23 protein-coding genes are annotated in these 21,966 nt (G+C 67.2%); 15 read left to right on the forward strand and 8 right to left on the reverse strand.

The window, feature by feature from the left end:
- Window positions 1–71: 71 nt before the first annotated feature.
- Window positions 72–911: an S-adenosyl-l-methionine hydroxide adenosyltransferase family protein gene (locus L593_RS01890; RefSeq protein WP_020445220.1), complete on the reverse strand. Its 840-nt coding sequence runs from the start codon at window positions 909–911 to the stop codon at window positions 72–74.
- A gap of 33 nt (window positions 912–944) precedes the next feature.
- A complete protein-coding gene (locus L593_RS01895) occupies window positions 945–1,463 on the reverse strand; it encodes a nicotinamide-nucleotide adenylyltransferase (RefSeq protein ID WP_049893770.1) in 519 nt (172 codons plus the stop codon).
- 168 nt (window positions 1,464–1,631) lie between these two features.
- Here L593_RS01895 and lonB point away from each other — a divergent pair, with 168 nt between their 5' ends.
- Both lonB and L593_RS01905 read left to right on the forward strand, forming a co-directional pair.
- A complete protein-coding gene (gene lonB / locus L593_RS01900; RefSeq protein ID WP_020445222.1) occupies window positions 1,632–3,962 on the forward strand; it encodes an ATP-dependent protease LonB in 2,331 nt (776 codons plus the stop codon).
- 2 nt (window positions 3,963–3,964) lie between these two features.
- Window positions 3,965–5,131: a type II CAAX prenyl endopeptidase Rce1 family protein gene (locus tag L593_RS01905; RefSeq protein ID WP_081638622.1), complete on the forward strand. Its 1,167-nt coding sequence runs from the start codon at window positions 3,965–3,967 to the stop codon at window positions 5,129–5,131.
- A gap of 32 nt (window positions 5,132–5,163) precedes the next feature.
- On the opposite strand, the gene L593_RS01910 is transcribed toward L593_RS01905, so the two are convergent.
- Complete coding sequence (locus L593_RS01910; RefSeq protein ID WP_020445224.1) at window positions 5,164–5,610, reverse strand: DUF302 domain-containing protein; 447 nt, start codon at window positions 5,608–5,610, stop codon at window positions 5,164–5,166.
- 122 nt (window positions 5,611–5,732) lie between these two features.
- Between L593_RS01910 and mvk the strand changes: the two genes are divergently transcribed.
- The 6 genes from mvk (at window position 5,733) to L593_RS01940 (ending at window position 11,322) form a co-directional block, all read left to right on the forward strand.
- Window positions 5,733–6,716, forward strand: coding sequence for a mevalonate kinase (mvk, locus tag L593_RS01915; protein WP_020445225.1), 984 nt, complete (start codon window positions 5,733–5,735; stop codon window positions 6,714–6,716).
- A gap of 64 nt (window positions 6,717–6,780) precedes the next feature.
- Window positions 6,781–7,551, forward strand: coding sequence for an isopentenyl phosphate kinase (locus tag L593_RS01920; RefSeq protein ID WP_049894250.1), 771 nt, complete (start codon window positions 6,781–6,783; stop codon window positions 7,549–7,551).
- Window positions 7,552–7,789: 238 nt separating this feature from the next.
- A complete protein-coding gene (locus L593_RS01925) occupies window positions 7,790–8,167 on the forward strand; it encodes a DUF5518 domain-containing protein (protein ID WP_020445227.1) in 378 nt (125 codons plus the stop codon).
- Between the two features lie 299 nt (window positions 8,168–8,466).
- Window positions 8,467–9,816, forward strand: coding sequence for a ribonuclease J (locus L593_RS01930; RefSeq protein WP_020445228.1), 1,350 nt, complete (start codon window positions 8,467–8,469; stop codon window positions 9,814–9,816).
- 2 nt (window positions 9,817–9,818) lie between these two features.
- Window positions 9,819–10,874: a geranylfarnesyl diphosphate synthase gene (gene idsA3 / locus L593_RS01935; protein ID WP_020445229.1), complete on the forward strand. Its 1,056-nt coding sequence runs from the start codon at window positions 9,819–9,821 to the stop codon at window positions 10,872–10,874.
- A gap of 58 nt (window positions 10,875–10,932) precedes the next feature.
- Window positions 10,933–11,322, forward strand: a complete 390-nt coding sequence (locus tag L593_RS01940; protein WP_020445230.1) for a 5-deoxy-glucuronate isomerase — start codon at window positions 10,933–10,935, stop codon at window positions 11,320–11,322.
- Window positions 11,323–11,347: 25 nt separating this feature from the next.
- Here the strand turns inward: L593_RS01940 and tpiA are convergent, their stop codons facing one another.
- From tpiA to pyrB, 3 genes are all read right to left on the reverse strand, one after another.
- Window positions 11,348–11,992, reverse strand: a complete 645-nt coding sequence (gene tpiA, locus L593_RS01945; RefSeq protein WP_020445231.1) for a triose-phosphate isomerase — start codon at window positions 11,990–11,992, stop codon at window positions 11,348–11,350.
- Between the two features lie 81 nt (window positions 11,993–12,073).
- On the reverse strand, window positions 12,074–12,532 hold the full coding sequence (pyrI, locus tag L593_RS01950; RefSeq protein WP_020445232.1) for an aspartate carbamoyltransferase regulatory subunit: 459 nt from the start codon (window positions 12,530–12,532) through the stop codon (window positions 12,074–12,076).
- Window positions 12,529–13,470: an aspartate carbamoyltransferase gene (pyrB, locus tag L593_RS01955; protein ID WP_020445233.1), complete on the reverse strand. Its 942-nt coding sequence runs from the start codon at window positions 13,468–13,470 to the stop codon at window positions 12,529–12,531. The genes pyrI and pyrB overlap by 4 nt, the downstream gene beginning before the upstream one ends.
- 306 nt (window positions 13,471–13,776) lie before the next feature.
- Between pyrB and L593_RS01960 the strand changes: the two genes are divergently transcribed.
- Complete coding sequence (locus L593_RS01960; protein ID WP_020445234.1) at window positions 13,777–14,643, forward strand: division plane positioning ATPase MipZ; 867 nt, start codon at window positions 13,777–13,779, stop codon at window positions 14,641–14,643.
- Here L593_RS01960 and L593_RS01965 read toward each other — a convergent pair.
- Window positions 14,546–15,379 carry an MBL fold metallo-hydrolase gene (locus L593_RS01965; protein WP_020445235.1) on the reverse strand — a complete coding sequence of 278 codons (834 nt, stop codon included), beginning with the start codon at window positions 15,377–15,379 and terminating at the stop codon, window positions 14,546–14,548. The genes L593_RS01960 and L593_RS01965 overlap by 98 nt on opposite strands.
- A 135-nt stretch (window positions 15,380–15,514) precedes the next feature.
- On the opposite strand from L593_RS01965, the gene L593_RS15200 reads away from it, so the two are divergent.
- The 3 genes from L593_RS15200 to eif1A all read left to right on the forward strand — a co-directional run bounded on the left by L593_RS15200 (window position 15,515) and on the right by eif1A (window position 17,250).
- Window positions 15,515–15,784 carry a hypothetical protein gene (locus tag L593_RS15200; RefSeq protein WP_081638624.1) on the forward strand — a complete coding sequence of 90 codons (270 nt, stop codon included), beginning with the start codon at window positions 15,515–15,517 and terminating at the stop codon, window positions 15,782–15,784.
- A 508-nt stretch (window positions 15,785–16,292) separates the two neighbouring features.
- The gene (locus L593_RS01975; protein WP_020445237.1) at window positions 16,293–16,847 is read left to right on the forward strand and encodes a hypothetical protein; all 555 of its coding nucleotides are present in this window, start codon (window positions 16,293–16,295) and stop codon (window positions 16,845–16,847) included.
- Between the two features lie 118 nt (window positions 16,848–16,965).
- The gene (eif1A, locus tag L593_RS01980) at window positions 16,966–17,250 is read left to right on the forward strand and encodes a translation initiation factor eIF-1A (protein ID WP_020445238.1); all 285 of its coding nucleotides are present in this window, start codon (window positions 16,966–16,968) and stop codon (window positions 17,248–17,250) included.
- Window positions 17,251–17,325: 75 nt separating this feature from the next.
- On the opposite strand, the gene L593_RS01985 is transcribed toward eif1A, so the two are convergent.
- On the reverse strand, window positions 17,326–18,702 hold the full coding sequence (locus L593_RS01985; protein WP_020445239.1) for a family 16 glycosylhydrolase: 1,377 nt from the start codon (window positions 18,700–18,702) through the stop codon (window positions 17,326–17,328).
- A gap of 201 nt (window positions 18,703–18,903) precedes the next feature.
- Between L593_RS01985 and L593_RS01990 the strand changes: the two genes are divergently transcribed.
- The 3 genes from L593_RS01990 (at window position 18,904) to L593_RS02000 (ending at window position 21,899) form a co-directional block, all read left to right on the forward strand.
- Entirely contained in the window at window positions 18,904–19,755 is an 852-nt protein-coding gene (locus L593_RS01990) for a ZIP family metal transporter (protein ID WP_020445240.1), read from the forward strand.
- Window positions 19,756–19,935: 180 nt separating this feature from the next.
- The gene (locus L593_RS01995; RefSeq protein ID WP_020445241.1) at window positions 19,936–21,006 is read left to right on the forward strand and encodes a daunorubicin resistance protein DrrA family ABC transporter ATP-binding protein; all 1,071 of its coding nucleotides are present in this window, start codon (window positions 19,936–19,938) and stop codon (window positions 21,004–21,006) included.
- Window positions 21,003–21,899: an ABC transporter permease gene (locus L593_RS02000; protein ID WP_020445242.1), complete on the forward strand. Its 897-nt coding sequence runs from the start codon at window positions 21,003–21,005 to the stop codon at window positions 21,897–21,899. Before L593_RS01995 ends, L593_RS02000 begins: the two co-directional genes overlap by 4 nt.
- Window positions 21,900–21,966: the final 67 nt, after the last annotated feature.

Consider the following 21,966-nt stretch of genomic DNA (forward strand, 5'->3'; position numbering starts at 1 on the left):
CTGGGGTGCGACTGACGGAATGCGTCGACGAGCAGGCTGGTCGGCCACAGTCCAGATCGGCACCGACCGAGTCACGAGAAGCGGATCGCAACGTCGTCGCCGACGCCGACCTCGAAGCGGTCGGCGCCGCGGCCGCGATTCACGGCGAGTTCGACGTTGCCGTGGCTGCCGACCGTAACGAGGCCGTCTCCGACGTCGACCGCGGCGTAGTGATCGGCGACCGGCCAGGCCGTGCCATCGACGCGAATTCGATCCCGACCGTCGAGCAGGTCGCCCGGTACGTTCGTGATCGCGTTGCCGAACCCGTCGACGACGAGTACCTCGCCGTCGGCGCCGTCGCCACGCTCGATCGGCACCGGGAACTGCAGATCGACGAATTCGTCGACAGGGTCGAGGAAGGAGCACGTCTCCATCGAGGCCACGCCGCGCTCGTGAATCAGGGCCGCTGCAGGTGCGAACACGTCCCGGCCGTGGAACGTGGAACTCGCCGGGTCGTCGACGGCGATCTCGAAGGCTTCGATGGCTGCTGGTTCGGCAACAGCTGATATCTCGTCGCCGTCCGGGGATGGGTCGACGCCGCGGAGGCCGCTTCCTGCGGCGGGCATTCGTTCGCGCAGCCGTCGTGCGGCCGGCACCACCAGTCCGTTATCGGGTGCGATCAGCGCGTGCTCGCCGACGCGGAGTGCGACCGCTGCACGATCGGAGCCGACGCCTGGATCGACGACCGCACAGTGAACGGCCGGGGCAGGAGCGTACGGCAAAACCTCGCGGAGCCAGAACGCTGCCGTTCGGACGTCCTGGCGGGGGAAGTCGTGTGCGACGTCGAGAATCTCGCAGTCGCTGTACTGGCGAACCGCGGCGCGCATCGCGGCGGGGTAGGGCGAGCCGAAGTCCGAAGCGAGCGTGAGCATACTTGGAAGTGACCGTGGGAAAGCGGGTCGCGGTCAGTCCTCGGCCACGTCGTCCGCTGCGACGTCGCGCAGGCGGCCGACCCCGTCGGCCTCCTCGATCACGTCGACGACCTGGTCCGGCACCAGGTCCTCCCAGGGGTCGCCGGAGAGCATCCGCTCGCGGATGCCGGTACCCTCGTACTCCTGCCGATTGAACATCGGAAGGTCGTGTACGTCGGTCCCCGACTCCTCGAACAGCCGTGTGACCAGCGGGTTGTTCGAGTAGACGTCGTCGAATGGCGGGCAGAGGCTACGCACGTGGCTGGTCCAGAGTGCGTTCCGATCGACGTCGACGAGGGGAACGACGTACGCATCGACGTCGATCGTCTCCAGCGTGCGCGTGAGCATGACGTGGCGTTCGCCCGCAGTGAAGGGGTTATCGACGCTGTGTGACTTGTCGGCGCTCCCGATCCCGACGACGAGTTCGTCCCGCTCCCTGGCGATCTCGCGGAGGAGGGCCTCGTGGCCCTCGTGCAGGGGCTGGAACCGACCCACGTAGAATCCGCGTGGCATGTGTACCGTGTGTGCACGCTGCATTTATAAGGGTGGCGAGAGGGTGTCGTCGGCCGAATCGGCCGCCAGACCGCCTCTCCCGCCCGTAATCACTCGGTCGCAAATAGCGCACTGGGGGAGAAAGTATATCAGTCGCGCTACCTTCCTCCGATCTAGCGACAACGGTCTATGAGCAAGGATACGGAACCCGAGGACGAGCCCTCCGATCCCGGGGCAGACGACGGGGGAGCGGCCCCAGTCGCCGACGAACCGGACGGAGGTGGTGACGAGCATCGCGCCGAGGAGGCCGACGGTCCCAGCGGTGACGGGAGCGAGGCCGAGCGCGGCGAGGGCAGCGGGGCCCCCACCAGCGACGGCGCCGATGCCCCTGGCACCGACCAGCCAGCGCAACACGGCGACGGCGGAGCGACAGACGAGACGAACCACGGGCAGGAGGATTCGGACCTCCCGACGTGGGAAGAGCGCTTCGGCGACGCCGACGATACAGATCTCGAAGAGGGCGTCGCCTTCCCGCAAGAGGAAGGCCCCGAGAAGATGTCCGAAGCCGGCGGCGAGGCTCTCGGCAAGGACGTCGAGCAGGACCTCATCGCCGACGAGTTCGATCCCGACGACGACGATCTGCTCGGCGGCCTCGACATCGAATCCACCGACGAGATCCCGATCCCCGACCGCCTGGTCGACCAGGTGATCGGACAGGACGACGCACGCGACATCGTCATCAAGGCGGCCAAGCAGCGCCGCCACGTGATGATGATCGGGCCGCCCGGCACCGGGAAGTCCATGCTGGCAAAGGCGATGAGCCAGCTGCTCCCCAAGGAGGAGCTCCAGGACGTCCTGGTCTACCACAACCCCGACGACGGCAACGAGCCGAAGGTCCGGACGGTCCCGGCGGGCAAGGGCGACCAGATCATCGACGCCCACAAAGAGGAGGCGAACAAGCGGAATCAGATGCGGATGTTCCTGATGTTGATCATCGTCGCGATCATCCTCGGGTACACCATCCTGACGCCGACGAACATCCTCCTCGGCCTGATCGCTGCGATCGCGGTCTACTTCGTTTTCCGCTACATGCAGCGGGGATCCGACGCGAACATCCCCAACATGATCGTCAACAACGCGGACCAGACGGTCGCGCCTTTCGAGGACGCGACCGGCGCACACGCCGGTGCGCTGCTGGGCGACGTCCGCCACGACCCGTTCCAGTCCGGCGGGATGGAGACGCCCAGCCACGACCGCGTCGAGCCAGGGGCGATCCACAAGGCGAACAAGGGCGTCCTGTTCGTCGACGAGATCAACACCCTGGACATCCGGACCCAGCAGAAGCTGATGACGGCCATCCAGGAGGGCGAGTTCGCGATCACGGGCCAGTCCGAGCGCTCCTCGGGGGCTATGGTCCAGACGGAGCCCGTGCCGACGGACTTCGTTATGGTCGCCGCGGGGAACATGGACGCGATGGAGAATATGCACCCTGCCCTCCGATCGCGAATCAAGGGCTACGGGTACGAAGTGTACTTCGAGGACACCATCGAGGACACCCCGGAGATGCGCCGGAAGTACGGCCGCTTCATCGCCCAGGAGGTCGAGAAGGACGGCCGTCTGCCCCACTACACTCGCGAAGCCGCGGAGGAGGTCGTCCTCGAGGCCAAGCGCCGGGCTGGTCGCAAGGACCACCTGACGCTCAAGCTGCGGAACCTCGGTGGACTGGTGCGGGTCGCAGGTGACATCGCACGCGCGGAAGACGCCGATGTCGTCACCCGCGAGCACGTACTCCGGGCCAAGAAGCGCTCGCGCTCGATCGAGCAGCAGCTCGCAGACGAGATCATCGAGCGCCGCAAGGACTACGAGCTTCGCGTCTCCGAAGGCGAGGTCGTCGGGCGCGTCAACGGCCTCGCCGTCATGGGCGGGGACTCCGGGATCGTCCTCCCCGTCATGGCGGAGGTCACGCCCGCACACGGTGCCGGCGAGACGATCGCCACGGGCCAGCTCAAGGAGATGGCCCAGGAGGCGGTGCAGAACGTCTCCGCGATCATCAAGAAGTTCTCCGACGAGGACCTCTCCGAGAAGGACGTGCACATCCAGTTCGTCCAGGCAGGTCGCCAGGGCGTCGACGGCGACTCCGCGTCGATCACGGTCGCGACGGCAGTGATCTCCGCGCTGGAGGACATGCCGATCGACCAGTCCCTCGCGATGACCGGCTCGCTGTCGGTCCGCGGTGACGTGCTGCCCGTCGGCGGCGTCACCCACAAGATCGAGGCCGCCGCGAAGGCCGGCATGGACCGCGTCATCATCCCTGCCGCGAACGAGCAGGACGTGATGATCGAGGACGAGTACAAGGAGATGATCGAGATCATCCCCGTCTCGCACATCAGCGAGGTGCTCGACGTGGCGCTCATCGGCGAGACCGAGAAGGACGGCCTCGTCGAACGCCTCAAGTCGATCACTGGGAGCGCGCTGGACAAGCAGGTCGGTAGCGGGTCCGGCTCCCCCAGCCCGCAGTAAGCGTGCCCGATTGGACGGCCTTCTGGGCCGTCGTGGGCTTCGTACTGTTTCTCGTACTCGGTCTCTCGTGGCTCACGAGCGGTCGCATCGGTCGTCGAGACCCGCGCATCGAGGAGTGGACACAACCCGAACGGAGCGAGCGCGAGGAGCCGTCGAACGACGCCGACGGACGACCGGTCGAGGACGACGGTCGACCGAGCGCGGACGAAGCGCCGAGTGAGGATGTATCGTCCCAGACTGATGGAGCACCGACCGGAACTGCATCGAACGATACCGCATCGATCGGGACTGCATCGACAGAACGTGGCGAAGAGAACGAGTGGGGATCCACCAACCGAGGCGCGCCACCGAACGATCGCTCGGCAAGGAACGAACGCCCAGCGTCAACGTCGGAGGACGATGCAAGGGCGAGAGAGCCCGATGCCAGAGTGACCGAGTCCGATGCCAGGACCTTCGAACCCGATTCCGGGACGACCCAGTCAGATTCCGCGGGAACGGAGCCAGACCGAGCGATCGAGACTGCCGCCGTGCGTAGCGGGCCCGCGGACGGCGACGGCCTCGACTCCATTCCGACAGCGGCGTTGCTGGCGAACGTCCTCCTGACCCACGGTGGGCTGGGCCTGCTGGTGCTCGGCGCTGCTGCACTGACAGGCATCCCAGCCGCAACGCTCGGCGTCGACGGTTCGGCCTGGAGTACCGGCGCGCTCGCCGTGGGCGGTGGACTGGCGTTCGGTGGCGCGCTCGCAGCGCTCAACGTCGCGCTCGCCGCATCGCTGGACCGCATCGGCGTCGACTACAGCGAGGCGCTCCGGGCCGCACTCGCGCCCGATTCGGCACTCGGGTGGGGCGTCCTGCTCCTCCTGATCCTCCCACTCGTGGCCGGCTTCGAAGAGTTGCTCTTCCGCGCGGTCCTGATCGGTGGCGCTGCCGCAGCGACCGGGCTATCGCCCTGGCTGTTCGTCGTACTCTCCTCGATCGCGTTCGCGCTCGGACACGGCGTCCAGGGCAAGGGCGGCATCGCCGTGACCGGGTTGCTCGGCGGGGTGCTGGGCGTGGCCTTCGTCCTGACGAACAGTCTTGTGCTCGTCGTGATCGCTCACTACGTCGTGAACGCGGTGGAGTTCCTGCTGAAGGAGTGGCTCGGCTGGAATCTCGACGGGCGGCTCTGAGGCGGGCGACGAGTGACGATGGATTCGCGTGCTCAGGCCGCTTCCAGGCGCTCGAACGTCTCGGCGACCATCTCGCCCGTGTCGTCGACGATGGCCTGCATCTCGTCGTCGTCCGGGACGATCCCGAGCAGCCGTGCGATCTTCATGATGGAGACGTGGTACACGCGCTGCTGGCCGGGTGCTTCCTCCCAGATCACCATGTTGCAGGGGAAGAGCCCGCCCATTTCCTTGCTCACGTCGAGCACGCGATCCGCGACTGCTGGATTGCACGCCCCGAGGACGTAGTAGGGATCGCGGTCGGCGTCGACCTTCTCGTTGAGCAACTCGGAGGGCGAGAACTCGACGGGAACGCCGAAGCCGACGTCGAGACAGACCTCGCGAACGTGCTCGATCGCCTCATCGTGGTCCATCTCGAGGACGGTCTGGTGCTCGCCGTAGTCCGCGGGGTCGATCTGCGACGGGTCGATCGGGAGCGACATGATGCTGACTGGGGCGGCCGTGACCGAAAGTCCGTGGGTTGCGGTGCGTAGTACCGACCCTCCGAGGACGGGGCTGCGGACGATCGCAAAGCCTCATACCCTCGCCGCCACAAACGCGCCCCATGGCAACCTCGAGCGCCCCAGGGAAGGTCTTCCTCCTCGGGGAGCACGCAGTCGTCTACGGGGAGCCCGCGCTGCTGGCCGCCATCGAGCGGCGCGCGCGGGTGACCGTCGAGGAGCGGTCCGACGGCGGGCTCCGGGTGGATTCGGAGGACCTCACGCTGGACGGGTTCACGATCGAGTATGGCGAAGACGCGGCGACGGATCCGAACGTCGACGTCCCACAGAACCTCCTCGAGGCGGCGACGGGGTACGTCGACGAGGCGGTCGCGCAGGCCCGCGACGCTGCCGATGCACCGAACGCCGGCTTCGAGGTGACGATCGAGAGCGAGATTCCACTCGGGGCGGGGATCGGCTCCTCGGCCGCAGTGGTCGCGGCAGCGATCGACGCGGCGACGAGAGAACTGGGCGTCGAACTCGATCGCGAGGAGATCGCCGACCGCGCGTACCGGGTCGAACACGCCGTCCAGGACGGGCAAGCCTCCCGCGCGGACACGTTCACGTCGACGATGGGCGGCGTCGTCCGCGTCGAGGGCGACGGCGGTCACTCGATTCCGGCACCGGAGCTACCGCTCGTGATCGGGTACGACGGTGGGGCGGGGGACACCGGAAAGCTGGTGGCGGACGTCCGTTCCCTCCGCGAACGGTACGGCTTCGCGGCGGACACCGTCGAGACGATCGGCGACGTCGTCGACGAGGGAGAGCGAGCGCTCGACGACGGCGACGTCGAGACGCTCGGCGAGCTAATGAACGCCGACCACGGACTCCTCTCGGCGCTCGGCGTCTCGTCGCGATCGCTCGACGCGATGGTCTGGGCCGCCCGGGACGCCGGCGCGATGGGTGCGAAGCTGACGGGTGCCGGCGGCGGTGGCTGCATCGTCGCACTCGACGAGAGCGACGAGAGCCAGACGGCCCTCGAGTATACGCCCGGCTGCGAGGAGGCGTTCCGCGCGGAGCTGGCCGAAGAAGGGGTGCGTCGGAAGTGAGTCCGAGCGATCGGCGGTCGCGACTGGCTTCCAACCACGCCGCGCCAGGGCGGAGGTGGTCGCCGTGACGGCCGTCCTGAAGCTCGGCGGGAGTGTCGTGACGGACAAAGACCGCCCCGAAACGCTCGACGGTCCCGCGCTCGACGCTGCCGCGGCGGCGATCGGAGAGGTCGCCGCCTCAGTCCGTCCGTCGGATCCCGAGAGCCTCGAGCCGGCCGACCTCGTCGTCGTCCACGGCGGCGGCAGCTTCGGCCACCACCACGCCGAAGCGCACGGCGTCTCGACGACCAGCGGGACCCACGATCCGGAGGCCGTCCTCGCGATTCACGGTGCGATGACGACGCTGAACCGCTTCGTCGTTCAGCGCCTCCGCGAGCAGCAGGTCCCCGCCGTGCCGGTCCACCCCTCCTCCGCGGGGCACCGCAACAGCGCCGGCGACCTCACCCTGCCGGCCGGGCAGGTCGCGACCCTGCTCGGCGAGGGGTTCGTGCCCGTCCTGCACGGCGACGGCGTCGCCCACGTCGGGGAGGGCGTCTCCGTGCTCAGCGGCGACGAGGTCGTCGTCTCGCTCGCCGAGTCGCTCGGTGCCGAGCGCGTCGGCGTCTGCTCGACGGTCCCGGGGGTGCTCGACGAGCAAGACGACGTCGTCGATCGAATTCCGGCCTACGACGCCGTCGAAGATCTCCTCGGCGGGAGCGAGGCCACGGACGTCAGCGGCGGGATGGCCGCGAAAGTCCGCGAACTACTCGCGCTCGAGGGCACGGCCTCGATTTTCGGCCTCGACGACCTCCCTGCGTTCCTCGCCGGCGATCGGCCCGGGACGACCGTCGGTTGAAATCCGGGTTTACGGCGAGCAGTAACGTTGTGTGGTCAGGTTGGTTCTACGCGGGCAACGCTCCCTACTGGCGGTGGTCCGGTACCGTCGCGCGGGGCGCTGACAGCCCTCTTCCTGGTCCAGTTTCGGTGGTAGCCTCCTTCCACCTGACGCAGCGACTATGCTGATTCGACGAGACGCACGTCAGTCGCTCGGCGGAGTGGGTAACGCCTAACAGGAACGGGGGTGAGGCTCGCGTATGGGCGAAGGAGATACGCTGCTCAACGCGGTGATTGGTGGCGGGTTCACGATCGTGACTGGGAATCTCATTCCGCTCGCGCCGGTCGTCGGGGGTGGCATCGCGGGCTACCTCGAAGGCGGGTCGCGTGAAGACGGCGTGCGCGTCGGCGTCTACGCCGGCCTGATCTCCCTGATTCCCGTCCTCGTCTTCGCCTTCCTCGTCTCGAGCCTCTTCGGCCTGTTCGGCCTGTTCGCCGGCGAGGTACTCCCCGGAATCGCCGGTACGATCTTCTTCGTCGTCGCCCTCGCGTTCGGCGTGCTCTACTTCGTTGGCGGGGCGGCGATTGGCGGGTGGCTCGGCAACTATGTGAAGTACGAGACCGACGTCGAGATCTAACGACGGGAATCGAATGCTGAGCGGGCAGCAGTACGCCAGCGTCGCTAACCGTTCACACGCGAATATCCACGCCCTTTATCACGCTCGGCCCAATAGATCTGGGTAACCGAGCAAACGGTCGCCCCGGGCACACGTGGGCGACCGGCGATCCGCCGGGAGACGTCGGCGTCGGGCACCGCTGCCCACGTCGGCCGACGGCGGACGACTCGACGCAGTCGGGACCCGCGGTCGGTTGGCGGAGCCAACCGTGCTGCAGGGCGCCGGTCGCTCGCACGGGGTGTCCGCCTCGGACACCAATCATGGAAATCGAAATTGCCACGATCGGCGGCTACCAGGAAGTCGGCCGCCAGATGACTGCGGTGCGAGCAGGCGACGACGTCGTTATCTTCGACATGGGCCTGAACCTGTCGAAGGTCCTCATCCACGACAACGTCGAGACCGAGCGGATGCACAGCCTCGACCTGATCGACATGGGTGCGATCCCGGACGATCGCATCATGAGCGACCTCGAGGGCGACGTGCAGGCTATCGTGCCGACGCACGGTCACCTCGACCACATCGGCGCCATCTCCAAGCTGGCCCATCGCTACGACGCCCCCGTCGTGGCGACGCCGTTCACGATCGAACTGGTCAAGCAGCAGATCGAGAGCGAGCAGAAGTTCGGCGTCGAGAACGACCTCGTCAAGATGGACGCGGGCGGCACGATGTCCATCGGCGACTCGGGCGTCGAACTCGAGTTCGTCAACGTCACCCACTCCATCATCGACGCGATCAACCCCGTCCTCCACACGCCGGAGGGGTCGATCGTCTACGGGCTGGACAAGCGCATGGACCACACGCCCGTCATCGGCGACCCGATCGACATGAAGCGGTTCCGCGAGATCGGTCGCGAGGACAACGGCGTGCTGTGTTACATCGAGGACTGTACGAACGCTGGCAAGAAGGGCCGAACGCCCAGCGAGTCCGTCGCACGCAAACACCTGAAGGACGCGCTGTACTCGATGGAAGACTACGACGGCGGCATCGTCGCCACGACGTTCTCCTCGCACATCTCCCGCGTCACCTCCCTCGTGGAGTTCGCGAAAGACATCGGCCGGCAGCCAGTGCTGCTCGGCCGCTCGATGGAGAAGTACTCCGGCACGGCAGAGCGGCTCGACTTCGTTGACTTCCCCGAAGACCTCGGGATGTTCGGTCACCGGAAGTCCGTCGACCGCACGTTCAAGCGGATCATGAACGAGGGCAAGGAGGACTACCTGCCCGTCGTCACCGGTCACCAGGGCGAGCCCCGCGCGATGCTCACCCGGATGGCCCGTGGCGAGACGCCCTACGAACTGGACGCCGGCGACAAGGTCGTCTTCTCCGCGCGCGTCATCCCCGAGCCGACCAACGAGGGCCAGCGCTACCAGGCAGAGAAGCTGCTGGGCATGCAGGGCGCCCGGATCTACGACGACATCCACGTCTCCGGCCACCTCAACAAGGAGGGCCACTACGAGATGCTCGACGCGCTCCAGCCCCAGAACGTCATCCCCGCTCACCAGGACCTCAGCGGGTTCTCTGACTACGTGAACCTCTGTGAGGACGAGGGCTACCGCATGGACCGGGACCTCCACATCTCCCGCAACGGCAACCTCATCCAGCTCGTCGACTAGCGATGTCCGACCCGGAGGCACGAGAGGCGGCCGTGCTCGCGACGATCCGCGAGCGACGCGAGATCGTCAACGAGGCCATCCCGGAAGAGATCCCGATCCAGACGCCCGAACGCCTCTACGAGGCCTCGCGCTACCTGCTGGACGCCGGTGGCAAGCGACTGCGTCCGACCATCTCGCTCCTCGTCGCCGAGGCGCTCGCGGACGTCGAACCCGGGAGTACGGACTACCGGACGTTCCCGACGCTCTCCGCGGAGGTCCCCGAAATCGACGTACTGTCCTCGGCCGTCTCGGTGGAGGTCATCCAGTCGTTCACGCTGATCCACGACGACATCATGGACGACGACGACCTCCGGCGGGGCGTCCCCGCGGTCCACCGCGAGTTCGACCTCGAGACGGCGATCCTCGCGGGGGACACGCTCTACTCGAAGGCGTTCGAGATCATGCTCGGCACGGGCGCGGCAGACGAACGAAGCGTCCGCGCGCTCGACGTGCTCGCCCGGACCTGCACGGAGATCTGTGAGGGGCAGGCGCTCGACGTCGAGTTCGAGGACCGCGGCGACGTCGCGGTAGAGGAGTACCTCCACATGATCGAGCAAAAGACCGCCGTGCTCTACGGCGCGGCTGCGAGCCTGCCAGCATTGCTGATGGGCGCCGACGACGAGACCGTCGACGCGCTCTACCAGTACGGGCTGGACGTCGGCCGCGGCTTCCAGATTCAGGACGACGTCCTCGACCTGACGGTTCCCTCCGAGAAGCTCGGCAAGCAGCGCGGCTCCGACCTCGTCGAGAACAAGCGGACGCTCATCACGCTCCACGCGCGCGAGCAGGGCGTCGACATCGGCACTCTCGTCGAGACGGACTCCGTCGAAGCCGTTACGGAGGCAGAGATCGACGACGCCGTCGCGACGCTACAGGAGGCGGGGAGCATCGAGTTCGCCCGCGAACGAGCGGAAGGGCTCGTCGAGTCCGGGAAGGCCCACCTCGAAGTGCTCCCGGACAACGAGGCGCGGGAACTGCTCGAACAGACGGCGGACTACCTGATCGAGCGCGGGTACTGAGCCAACCGCGTTCCCCGGCGCAGCGCATTTTTGCCAACCGCCACCCAACGACCAGCCAATGGGCTACTCGAAGGTCTCACTCGACGAGGTCGAGGCGCACCGGCTGGAGGAACCCGAGCGGACGATCCTCCCGATCGGCGTCGAACTTCGCCCCGCGAAGATGCGCCCGAGCGTGTGGGAGTACGAGGCCGGCGAGACGAGCAATCGGCACCGGCAGCGCGAGCAGGAGGAACTCTACGTCCCGCTCGCTGGACGCTTCGAGGTGGCGATCGCTGGGAACGAAGGAGGCGAGGATGGCACGGGAGACGAGGAGCTTCTCGAACTCGAGACCGGTGACTACCTCGTGGTCGATCCCGAGACGACCCGTCAGCTCACGGCGGTGACGGACGGGCGGATCCTCGTGGTGGGGGCGCCGAACGTGACGGACGACGGCGTCGTCGTGGACTGAAGGCGACGACTGCGACGCGACGGCGCTACAGCCCGGAGACGAGGTCTCTGAGCGCGGCAGCCGGATCGTCCGCCTTCGCGACGCCGCTGGCCAGCAAGACGCCCTCCGCGCCGAGGTCGCCGGCGGCGACGACGTCGTCGCCCGTGGAGATGCCGGCTCCGCAGTAGACCTCGACGGCGGGATCGACGTCCGCTGCCGCTGCCACGGCACCCTCGACGATGTCCGGATCGGCTTGACTGACCGGCGTTCCGGTCCCGATGAGTTCCGGAGGTTCGACGGCGACGGCGTCCGGTTCGAGCGCAGCGACGGCGGCGACCTGCTCGGGGTTGTTCGCGCAGGCGACGACATCCAGATTCGCGCGCCGTGCGGCGTCGATCGAGGCGTCGATGTCCGCGAGCTTCAGGCGGCGCTCGGAGTGGTTGAGCAGGGTTCCCTCCGCGCCGGCGGCGGCGACCGACTCCGCGAGCGTCGATCCGGTGTTCGAGCCGTGTTCGACGGGGCTGACGTGCTGGGCCCACGTCTCGACGCCGGTCTCGGCGACCGCCCGGAGGTCGGCGGCCTGCGGTGCGACGGCGATTCGCGCGCCAGCGTCGTCGGCGACCTCGGCCGCGGCCCGGCCGATCGCGACCGGATCGCAGTCGTAGGCCTTCAGATTGACGAGGACGAACACGACTAGAGTCGCGGTCGGGAGCGGCAAATAGGTTCGTGGTCGGACGGCGATCCAGCGGCGGGCCCAGCCACTCGAACCCGCCTATCGCACGATGTGGTCGGTGATGTCCTCGCGGATGATCGTCTCGCAGTAGACGCAGCGAACGCCGGAATCGAGCACTTCGAACTTCGTCTCCACCGGCTCGTCGCCGGACGTGATGCAATCGTGGTTCGGGCACGCGAGGACGCCGCTGACGGATTCGGGACGGTCGAGGCGTTTCTTCTCGACGACGTCGAACTCACGGATGATGTTGATCGTCGCCTCGGGCGCGATCAGGCTGAGGACGTCGACCTCGTCCTGGCTGAGTTCTCGGTCTTCGACCTTCACCACGTCCTTGCGGCCGAGGGCATCGGACTCGACGTTCATCCCGATCGAGACCGTCTCGCCGCCGGTGCCGTCGATGCCCAGGACTGCGAGGACGTTCAGCGCCTCGCCGCCGGGCACGTGGTCGATGACGGTCCCGTTCTCGATCTTGGAGATCCGGAGTTCGCGCTCGCTCATCGCGCATCACCCCCGATGGCGCCGACGGCTGCCCCGTCGAGGAGCAGATCCAGAAGGGCCATCCGCACCGGGACGCCGTTGTGGGCCTGCTGGAAGTACTGCGCGTGCTCGGTGTCGTCGATCTCGGGCGCAATCTCGTCGACGCGCGGGAGCGGGTGGAGCACGGCGAGGTCGTCGTCGGCCGCTTCGAGCGTCTCGGAGTCGATCCGGTACTCTCCGGCGACCTTGCGGTACTCGTTCTCGTCCGGGAAGCGCTCGCGCTGGATGCGGGTGACGTAGAGCACGTCGAGACTCGGCAGCACCTCCTCGAGTTCGGTGTGCTCGCGGACCTGCGCGCCGGCCTCGTGCAGGTCGTAGCGCACGCCGCGGGGGAGCTGGAGGCTCTCCGGGCTGATGAAGTGCTGGCGCGCGTCGAAGGTCGTCAGCGCGTGGGCGAGCGAGTGGACCGTCCGCCCGTACTTCAGGTCACCCATGATCCCGATCGTGAGGTCGTCGAGGCCCTGTGCCTCCCGGATCGTGAACAGGTCGAGCAGCGTCTGTGTCGGGTGGTGGCCCGCACCGTCGCCGGCGTTGAGCAGCGGGACGTCGACGAACTCCGAGGCCATCTTCGCCGCGCCCTGTTTGGGGTGGCGCAGGACGATCGCGTCGGCGTACCCCTCGATGACGCGCATGGTGTCCGCGAGGCTCTCCCCTTTCTTGACGCTCGAGGACTCCACCGAGCCCATGTCGACGACGTCGCCGCCGAGGCGCTTGATCGCCGCCTCGAAACTCATCTTCGTGCGCGTGCTCGGCTCGAAGAAGCAGGTCGCGAGCAGCGCACCGGCGTGACGGTCCGACACGGCGTCGGGGTCGGCGGCGATCTCGGCCGCCCGGTCGAGGACCTCCTCGACGTCCTCCCGCGAGAGTTGTCTGGCGGTGAGCACGTGGTCGTGACGCATTAGCTGATCGGGAGTGCCGCGGACCCTTGAATGCACAGGGTCGGCTGCGATGAAGTCGTATAGTTGATGGAGGGGATTCCGAAAGTGACGGTACGGCGACCGCATCCGGAAGCCCACTCCCGCTCGACCGTCCGCGACTCGCTGCGATCCTCGGCTCACTTCCGCTCGCCTGCGATCATTGCTTCGTCAGTCCGCGCGAGCGATCGGGGGCTTCCGAGACAGCTGCGGAGAGCACAGTCGGTTCTTCAATTCCAGTCGAATTCGACCGCCACAGCTTCAAGTACGAACCCGCGGCCAGGCCCATCCATGATCGCGATCGCCGGCGGGAAAGGCGGCTGTGGCAAGACGACGACCACGCTAGGCATCGCGCGATCCCTCGAAGCATCCGGGATCGGCGGCCGGGCGATCGACCTCGACGCTGGGATGCCGAACCTCCATCGCATGGCCGACGTCGATCGGGAGCCCCCGCTCGCGGCGCTCGTGGACGAGGAAGGTGGCGCGGAAATCCAGCGCGACTCGCACGGTGTCGAAATCGTCCCCGCACCGCGGGCACTCGCGGCGCTCGACCTCTCGTCGGCGCTCGACGCGGTGCAACCTCGCGACGGGGTCGCGCTGTTCGATTGTCCTGCGGGAGCCGGTCCCGCAGCGACTGCGCCGCTCCGGGAGGCCGAGGCCGTGATTCTGGTCTCCACGAGCAGGGAAGAGAGCGTCGAGGACGCCGCCAAGACGGGGCGAATGGCGCGCAGTCTCGGGGTCCCGGTGCTCGGAGCGGTCGTCACCCGCACCCAGCGAGTGAGTCGCGGGGTCGCTTCGGAACTGGCCGCGGAGCAGACGGTAGCGATCCCGACCCGAGGGGAACCGCTGACCGACGATCGGGTTCGAGAGTGCTACGACGCGGTCGCAGGCTGGATCGAGACGTGGCTGCAACGACGGGGACGAGAGAAGTACTCCGAGGCAGAGCGTAGTGATACGACCGTGACTGTTCGAAAGCCAGCGATACGCGGCGACCGCTCCGAGTCGAGGACGTGTCCCTGCTGTGGCGGGATCCGCCCGGCCCGGAGCAGCGACGAACGCGCTACAGATCGACGCGATCGCCGATCTCGACGATCTCGAGCCGCTCGGGGTACGCGAAGCTCCTGGCGTGGTGGTGGAGCACTTTCGGGTCGGCGGTGAGACCCTTCCACATGTCCCAGTGGCTCGGGAGCAGCCGGTCGAACTGGAGGTCGCTGGCTGCCTCGACGATCTGATTCTCGGTGTTGTACCACTTCGTTCGCACGGGCTCGCCGGTCTCCTTGTCGTCGATGGTGCCGATCGTGCCGAACGCGAGGATCCCGAGGTCGACGTCGTAGGCTTCGCCGAGTTCCTCGAAGTCGTCGTGGGGCTTGGTGTCGCCGCCGTGGAACAGGGTCGCGTCGCCGTACTCGATCACGTAGGAGACCGGATGGGTCGCGTCGGGGTCGTGCGCGAACTCGACGTGGACGGTCACCTCGCCGACCTCGAACGTGTCGCCCTCGGCGACCGCCACGAACTGGTCGTCGGCGATATCGTGGTCTGCCTGCCAGTCCTCCTCGTCCCGGGCGACGGCGAGGCTGTCGTCGGGCGCGTAGAACGGTGCGCCCGTGGATTCGAGGATCGGTGCCTGGCTCGGGCCGTGCACGTGGTCGGTGTGCTCGTGGGTCGCGAGCACGGCGTCGGCCGCCTCGACGTCGGCGGGATCGAACGGCACCGGAATCATCCGGACGGTTCGCGGCGGATCACCGAGACCGACGTAGGGGTCGATCCAGATCGTCGTGCCGTCGCCGGCCTTGACGACGAAGCCGTTGCAGCCGAGGTACCACGCTGCGAGGCCGTCGGGATCGGCGACCTCGATATCGCGGACGAGCCAGTCGTCCCAGTCGCTCGTGGGCATACCCGAGCGTGGCGCCGGGGACCGCCTAAGCGTTCCGTTCGCGTCGCTCGTCGACCCCTCGCGTCATCGATCGAGGCAATCGTTGCAGCGATCCAGTTGCGAAGAAATATATGCGGGCGGGCACTATGTGAATGTATGACACGCGAGCAGCTTCAGTCAGCGAGCGACCGCCTCAGCGCGGCAGCCGACGACGCCACCGACGACCTGGCAACGGCGCTCCAGGACCAGGCCGATCGACTCCACGATCTCGCCGAGCGCGAGTACTCGGTCGACCACGGGACGCTGGCCCGCGTCGAGACGAAGCTCGGTCACCTCGAAGAAGACGCTCCCGAGGCGATCGCCGAGGCGGTTTCCGCTGCCCACGACGACGTGATCGCCTTCCGGAGCACCGTCGAGGGCGTCTGAATCGAGACGAAACCGAACGCGGACGACGCCACGCCACGCACCGAAACGGAGAGGAAGCCGAACAGCGACGAAGCCGAACGAGCCCGACGATGAAGAGGGACGAAGCCGAATGAGGCGGCACCGTCGTAGACGACGGTCTCGAAGTCGGCGTCCTCGGCCACGTGGACGGCGACGTCGAGCGAGAGTCGGAGGTCGTGTGAATCGAGTTCCGCGAGGAGTTCCGCGTGGTCGTCGTCACCCCGACGCGGCTCGTCGCGACCCCAGAGGTCGGCCATAGGGCCGGGGTCTCCGTCGTGCGGGAAGCGCGTTTTGGGGTCGCGAGTCGTCGGCGGCGCACACGCCAGGAGCAGCAGCCTGCGTGGAGTACTCGACGCGGGTGGCGAGTATCCAATAGTAAAGAGTTGGTAGTACGACACTGTATGGATTTATTTACATGCCTCACTACATGCATCTGCATCGCGAGTGGAAACCACCACGATTCAAGGGGAGGGTCGAATAGCGTTGTACCATGTACCGGCTGCAGCATCGCCTCCGTCACGCCGCAGGTGGCGTCGCGGACGCCATCCTCCCCGGCCGGTGTTACGGCGTGTTCACGTTGAAGCCGAACGAGTTCGTCGGCTATCTCGACGTCAGCCTCTCCGAGGTCAAGGCGCTCCTCGAGGCGCGATCCTACTCCTACAGTCCGATTTCGGCGAAGAAGCTCCACCCCGACCACCCCGTTTCCGACGACGGGTCGTACCGCCGCCTCGATCCGGCCGACCGCTCGAAGCAGTGGCACGTCCACCTGTTCGAGCGGTCGGAGGGCATCGAGGTCTTCAGTCACTACGAACTGCGCCCCGAGCCCTGGGATCCGATCGACATTCGACGACCGGTCGACCACTACTGGCCAGAGTGGGGCGAGACCTGCCTGCTGGGCCAGCACTGTCCAGGCCTCAAGTCGCTGCTCGAGACCTACGGACGGTACGAGGGCGACCGATCCGCACTGGGCACCGCCCCGCTCCAGCGCCGACCCTCACCGGAGGAGCCCGCCCCGACAGCCGAGGAGACGCCGTCGCTGGATTGAGGACTGCTCCGTCGACGACTGCACCACCACCCGGAGCGATGCTGCCGCCGGCAATCCGTGTGGCGTGGTACCGCGACTTCCGCGGCACTTTAAACGGCTCCGGCTCCTATCGATTGGCATGAGCGAGGAACAAGAACGGCGGAATCTCCGGATGCCGTCGGACGACGAGGTATTCGCGGTAGTCACAGAGCACAACGGCGGTAACCACGTCCGCGTCCAGTGCGCGGACGGTGAGGACCGAATGGGCCGGATTCCCGGCCGCATGAAGTACCGAACGTGGATCAGCGAGGGCGACGTCGTCCTCGTCGAGCCCTGGGACTGGCAGGACGAGAAGGCCAACATCGAGTGGCGCTACTCCGAGCAGGACGCCGACCAGCTGCGCGAAGAAGGCCACATCCAGTAACCGTTCTGCGATTTTCTGCAGCACGTATCGCCGAAGAGCGGCCGTGTCGACCGTCTGCGGAACCCTCCGTGGTGACTACACCCAGTCCCAGACGCGGACGTACTCGACCTCCATCCGCTGTGGGAGCTGCGTCGCACTGTCCGGATAGCCGGGGAAGCGTCCGCCGACGGCGACGTTCAGGACGACGAAGAACTCGTCCCGGAAAACCCAGCTATCACCGGCGTTTTCCACCTCGTGCTGCGTGACCGTGTGATAGTGGGATCCGTCGACGAACCACTTGATAGCGTCGGGGTACCAGGTAACCGTGAAGTCGTGGAACCCGTTCGAGAAGTCTGGACCGCTGTAGGAGTCGTTGATCCCGCCGCTGCCGGAGTAGCCCGGGCCGTGAACCGTGCCGTGAACGGTGTCGACGTCGTGGCCGAGGAGTTCCATGACGTCCACTTCGCCACAGTCCGGCCAGCCGACGGAGCCGATGTCGTGGCCGAGCATCCAGATCGCAGGCCAGAGTCCCTGGGTCTCGGGTAGTCTGGCGCGAACGTCGATGCGGCCGTACTGCGTCTCGAAGCCGCCGGCGGTGTTCAGGCGAGTCGACGTGTAGGGGTTCTCGCCGTTCGGTGCGAGTTCCGCTCTGGCCTCGATGACCAGCCGGTCGTTCTGGAGCCAGGCGTTGTCGCCGTCGGTGTAGTACTGCTCCTCTCGGTTGCCCCAGGTGCAGTCGGTGTCGTGGCGCTGGTGTTCGCCGCAGCCCCCGCCGACTTCGAAGGTCCACGTCGAGGTGTCGATCGAACCCTGGTCGAACTCGTCGTTCCACGTGAGTCGCCAGCTCGTGTCGTCGAGTCCGGGGTACGGATCCGTGATCGCACCCTCGCTGCCTGCGAGCGAGAAGTCGAGCCAGTCGAGGTTGACACCCGCCGTATCGAGGGAGATGGCGATCACGTGATCGCCGGCGTCGAGATGGACCTGTTTCGTGATCGTCGTCCAGGACTGCCAGCCGCCAGTGTCCGGCACCTCGAAGGTGGCCAGATGGACCCGACCCTGCTGGAGAACGAAGGTTCCGCCATCGGCCCCTGACGCGACCTTCGCGGTCACCTCGTAGGTCCCGGCGGTGTCGACGGTCGCGGAGTAGGTGCGCCACTCGCAAGCGTCGGTCCAGCCGACGTCGTAGTCGTCGCCTGCGATCTCGACGTCGACGTCCACGTCGTGATACGTGCCGCCGCTGTCGCCTGGCGTGGTCTCGGTGAAGGCGACGCCCGAACCGTCGGCGTCGAAGTTCTTTGCCTCGATACGACCGGGAATCGCGGGCTTCGACTCACCGTCGAGGATCGCGGTCGGACTGGCGATGAGACTGGTGGCGGCAGTCGCGGCTGTGCCGAGGAGGCGCCGTCGCTTCCAGTCGCTGTCCGCCGCGGATCGGTCGGCGGGTGACTCGGCGGGGTCGGACTCGTCGTTCATACTCCCACTTCATCGACAGATGCTGGCCGTTTTTCCACCGAATCCCCACAGATCTCCCTCATCTACCAGTACGGCACTGAGTGACACACCACGGCCAGTTAGTACTGGTGGGCAAGTGAATCGGCGACGAGGGCGTACACGCAGTCGGCACAGCAGGCATCGACAGGTATATTAAAATCGTGTTCTAAGTTAATAACAAGAATGGACGTCGCAACGTCGCGAGACGCCGTGACGCCCGAGGCATACCTCGGCGTCGCGTCCGTGCTCGTGCTGATCGTACTCTCGGCAACGGCAATGACCGTGGAGCCAGCGCCGAAACTGCTCGTCATCGGCTGGGTCGCCTTCGGCGCGATGGCCGGCGGGGCGGTGCTCGGTCTCCGCACCCGGAGCGAACACCCCCACGGCATGGTCTGGGGCTACGGACTCGCAGCGGGTGCGATGGTCACCAGCGCCGCGCTCTTCTTGATCCCGCAGGCGACCGCCGCGGCACCGCGCCACGGTGGTCTCGGCGTCGCCATCGGGCTCCTCGTCGGCTTCGCGGGCCACACCGTCGGCCACCGACTCACGCACCTCGACCTGCCGATGGACCGGACCGTCGCCGAGTTGAGCGCCCACTCGGTCTCCGCGGGGATCATCATCGGCGTGATCTACGCGGCGATGCCCGATCTCGGGCCACTGCTCGGACTCGCGATCGTCTCCCACAAGGGGCCGGCCGGGTACGCCGCTGCGCGGCGACTCGTCCGATCCAACCGGTCGGTGCTCCCAATCCTCCTGCCCTCGGCGGGACTGGGCGTCGCCGCCCTCGCGGTGAGCCTCGTGGGCGGCCCCGCCGGAGCCGACGTACAGGCCGTCGTCTTCGGCTTCGCCGCAGGGATCTTCCTCCACGTCGCGATGGACTTCCTGCCGCGCTGTGAGACCGGCAGCGAGGTCCACGAGCACGTCGTCCACCAGCACGACGACGATCACGACCTGCTCGACCGGCTGCGCGTTCACGCCGTCCTGAGCACCGGGATCGGCGCCGTCCTCGTCTATCTCGCGTGGCTGGCTGTGTAACCACGGTTTCGCTCGGTTGGCTGTGCGACCGCGGTCTCTTATGGCTAGCGGTGTAGTCGGCAGTCTCGCCTCGGAGACGGTGTGTTCGGCGGCCAGGACTGCCGACCGATACCTCCCAAGAGCAAGGTCTCCCGACCGGTAGCTTCCAAGCATAAGCCCCTGGCCGCCGAAACGACAACTGTGTCAAACGCATCGAGCCGCGGTGGCGACAGGAGTGGCAACCCGCCGGCGATCGCCGTCGAGGGGCTCGACGTCACGTACGCCGACGGTACCCGCGCCGTCCGGGACGTCGACATGATCGTCCCTGAGGGCGAGTTCTTCGGCTTTCTCGGCCCCAATGGCGCGGGCAAGACGACCACGATCAAGGTGCTGGCGACCCTGCTCTCGCCGACCGGCGGCCACGTCGAGGTCAACGGGTTCGACGTGACCGCAGAGCCGCGGAAGGTCCGCGAGTCGATCGGCTACATGGCCCAGGAGGTGAGCGTCGATCCCGAACTGACCGCGGCGGAGAACATCCGGTTCGCGGCGGAGTCCTACGGCGTCCCCCGTGTCGACCGCGCCGATCGGGTCGAGGATCTGCTCGACCTCGTTGACCTCGCAGACGATGCGGACAAGCGTGCAGAGGAGTTCTCCGGTGGGATGAAGAAGCGCCTCGACGCCGCGACCGCGCTCGTCCACCGCCCGCCGCTCGTCTTCCTCGACGAGCCGACGACGGGCCTCGATCCCAAGGCGCGCCAGCGACTCTGGGAGTACTTCCGGCGGATCAACGGGCAGGGGACGACGATCTTCCTGACGACGCAGTACCTCGAAGAGGCCGACCAGTTGTGTGACGAACTCGCCGTGATCCTCGACGGGTCGATCGTCGCGGAGGGGAGTCCAGCGGACCTCAAACGGGAGGTCGGCGGCGAGGTGCTCGACGTCGAGATCGAGTCCGCGGGCAACGCCTTCGAGAGCGACGGCGCGGCGATCGAGCGCGCCGCAGAGATCGCTCGTTCCTTCGAGGCCTTCGAGCAAGCGACGGTCACCGAGTCCGCGGACGGCATCAGCGTCACCGCAGAGACGGCCCGCCAGCACGGCACCGACCTCCTCGTCGCACTCCGTGACGCCGGGGTGACGGTGACCGGGTTCAACCTCCACGCACCCACGCTCGACGACGTGTTTCTCGCGATCACCGGCGAGTCCGTCGACGTAGAGACCCTCGAAGGCGGGAGGACGGGGCCGGAAGCACCGACGGAGGAGGTCGGACGATGAGCGACACCGACGACGCCGCGAGCGCCGACGAACAGATCGCGACTGGCGCTGGCGTCGACCGTACCGCGAACACCTTCCTCGGCGACGTCTGGGTGAACTTCAAGCGCTGGAACCTGAAGGCCGTCAGGAACCCGTTCGTCCTCGTCGTCTCGCTCGTCCAGCCGATCATCTTCCTGGTCCTGTTCACGGAGGTCTTCGGCAACGTCGCCGGCTCGGCAGTCAACCGTGGGATCCCGGGGATCAGCTACGAGACGTTCCTCGTACCGGCGATCGCGATCCAGGTCGCACTCGCCGCGGCGGTCACGTCGGGCATCGGGCTGGTCAACGACATCGAGAACGGGATGTTCGAGAAGGTGCTGGTCTCGCCGATGAACCGGACGGCGGTCTTCCTCGGCAAGACCGCCGCCGAAGTGTTCCGGATCACCGTCCAGATCGGCATCATCCTCGTCCTCGGCGTCCTGCTGGGCGCAGAGATCGCGACCGGCGTCGTCGGTGCGCTCGGGATCATCGGCGTCGGCATCCTGTTCTCGCTGTGGTTCGTCGCGGTCTCGAACTCGCTCGCCCTGCTCACGCGGGACCAGGAGTCGACGATCATCGGTGCGAACCTGCTACAGTTCCCGCTGCTCTTCCTCTCGACGGCCTTCCTACCCCTCGACGTCATGCCGGAGTGGATTCAGACGTTCGCGAAGCTCAATCCCGTCACCTACGGCGTCGACGCCGCACGGTCGCTGATGCTCGATCGGGACACGATGACCGTCATCCAGGTGTCGTGGTTCGACGGCACGCTCGACGGGGTCGTCCCCGGCGTGCTGGTACTGGTTGGGCTCGACCTCGCACTCGGCGCCATCGCGGTCGTGTTACTGTCCCGCGCGTCGAGTTCGGCGGTCCGCTAACCGACCGAGCGCGCCTTCGAGTTCGGCGGTCCGGCACCGGGTCGGCTGGAGGCTACGCCGACGCGTA

Source organism: Salinarchaeum sp. Harcht-Bsk1, assembly GCF_000403645.1.
Classification (GTDB): Archaea; Halobacteriota; Halobacteria; order Halobacteriales; family Salinarchaeaceae; genus Salinarchaeum.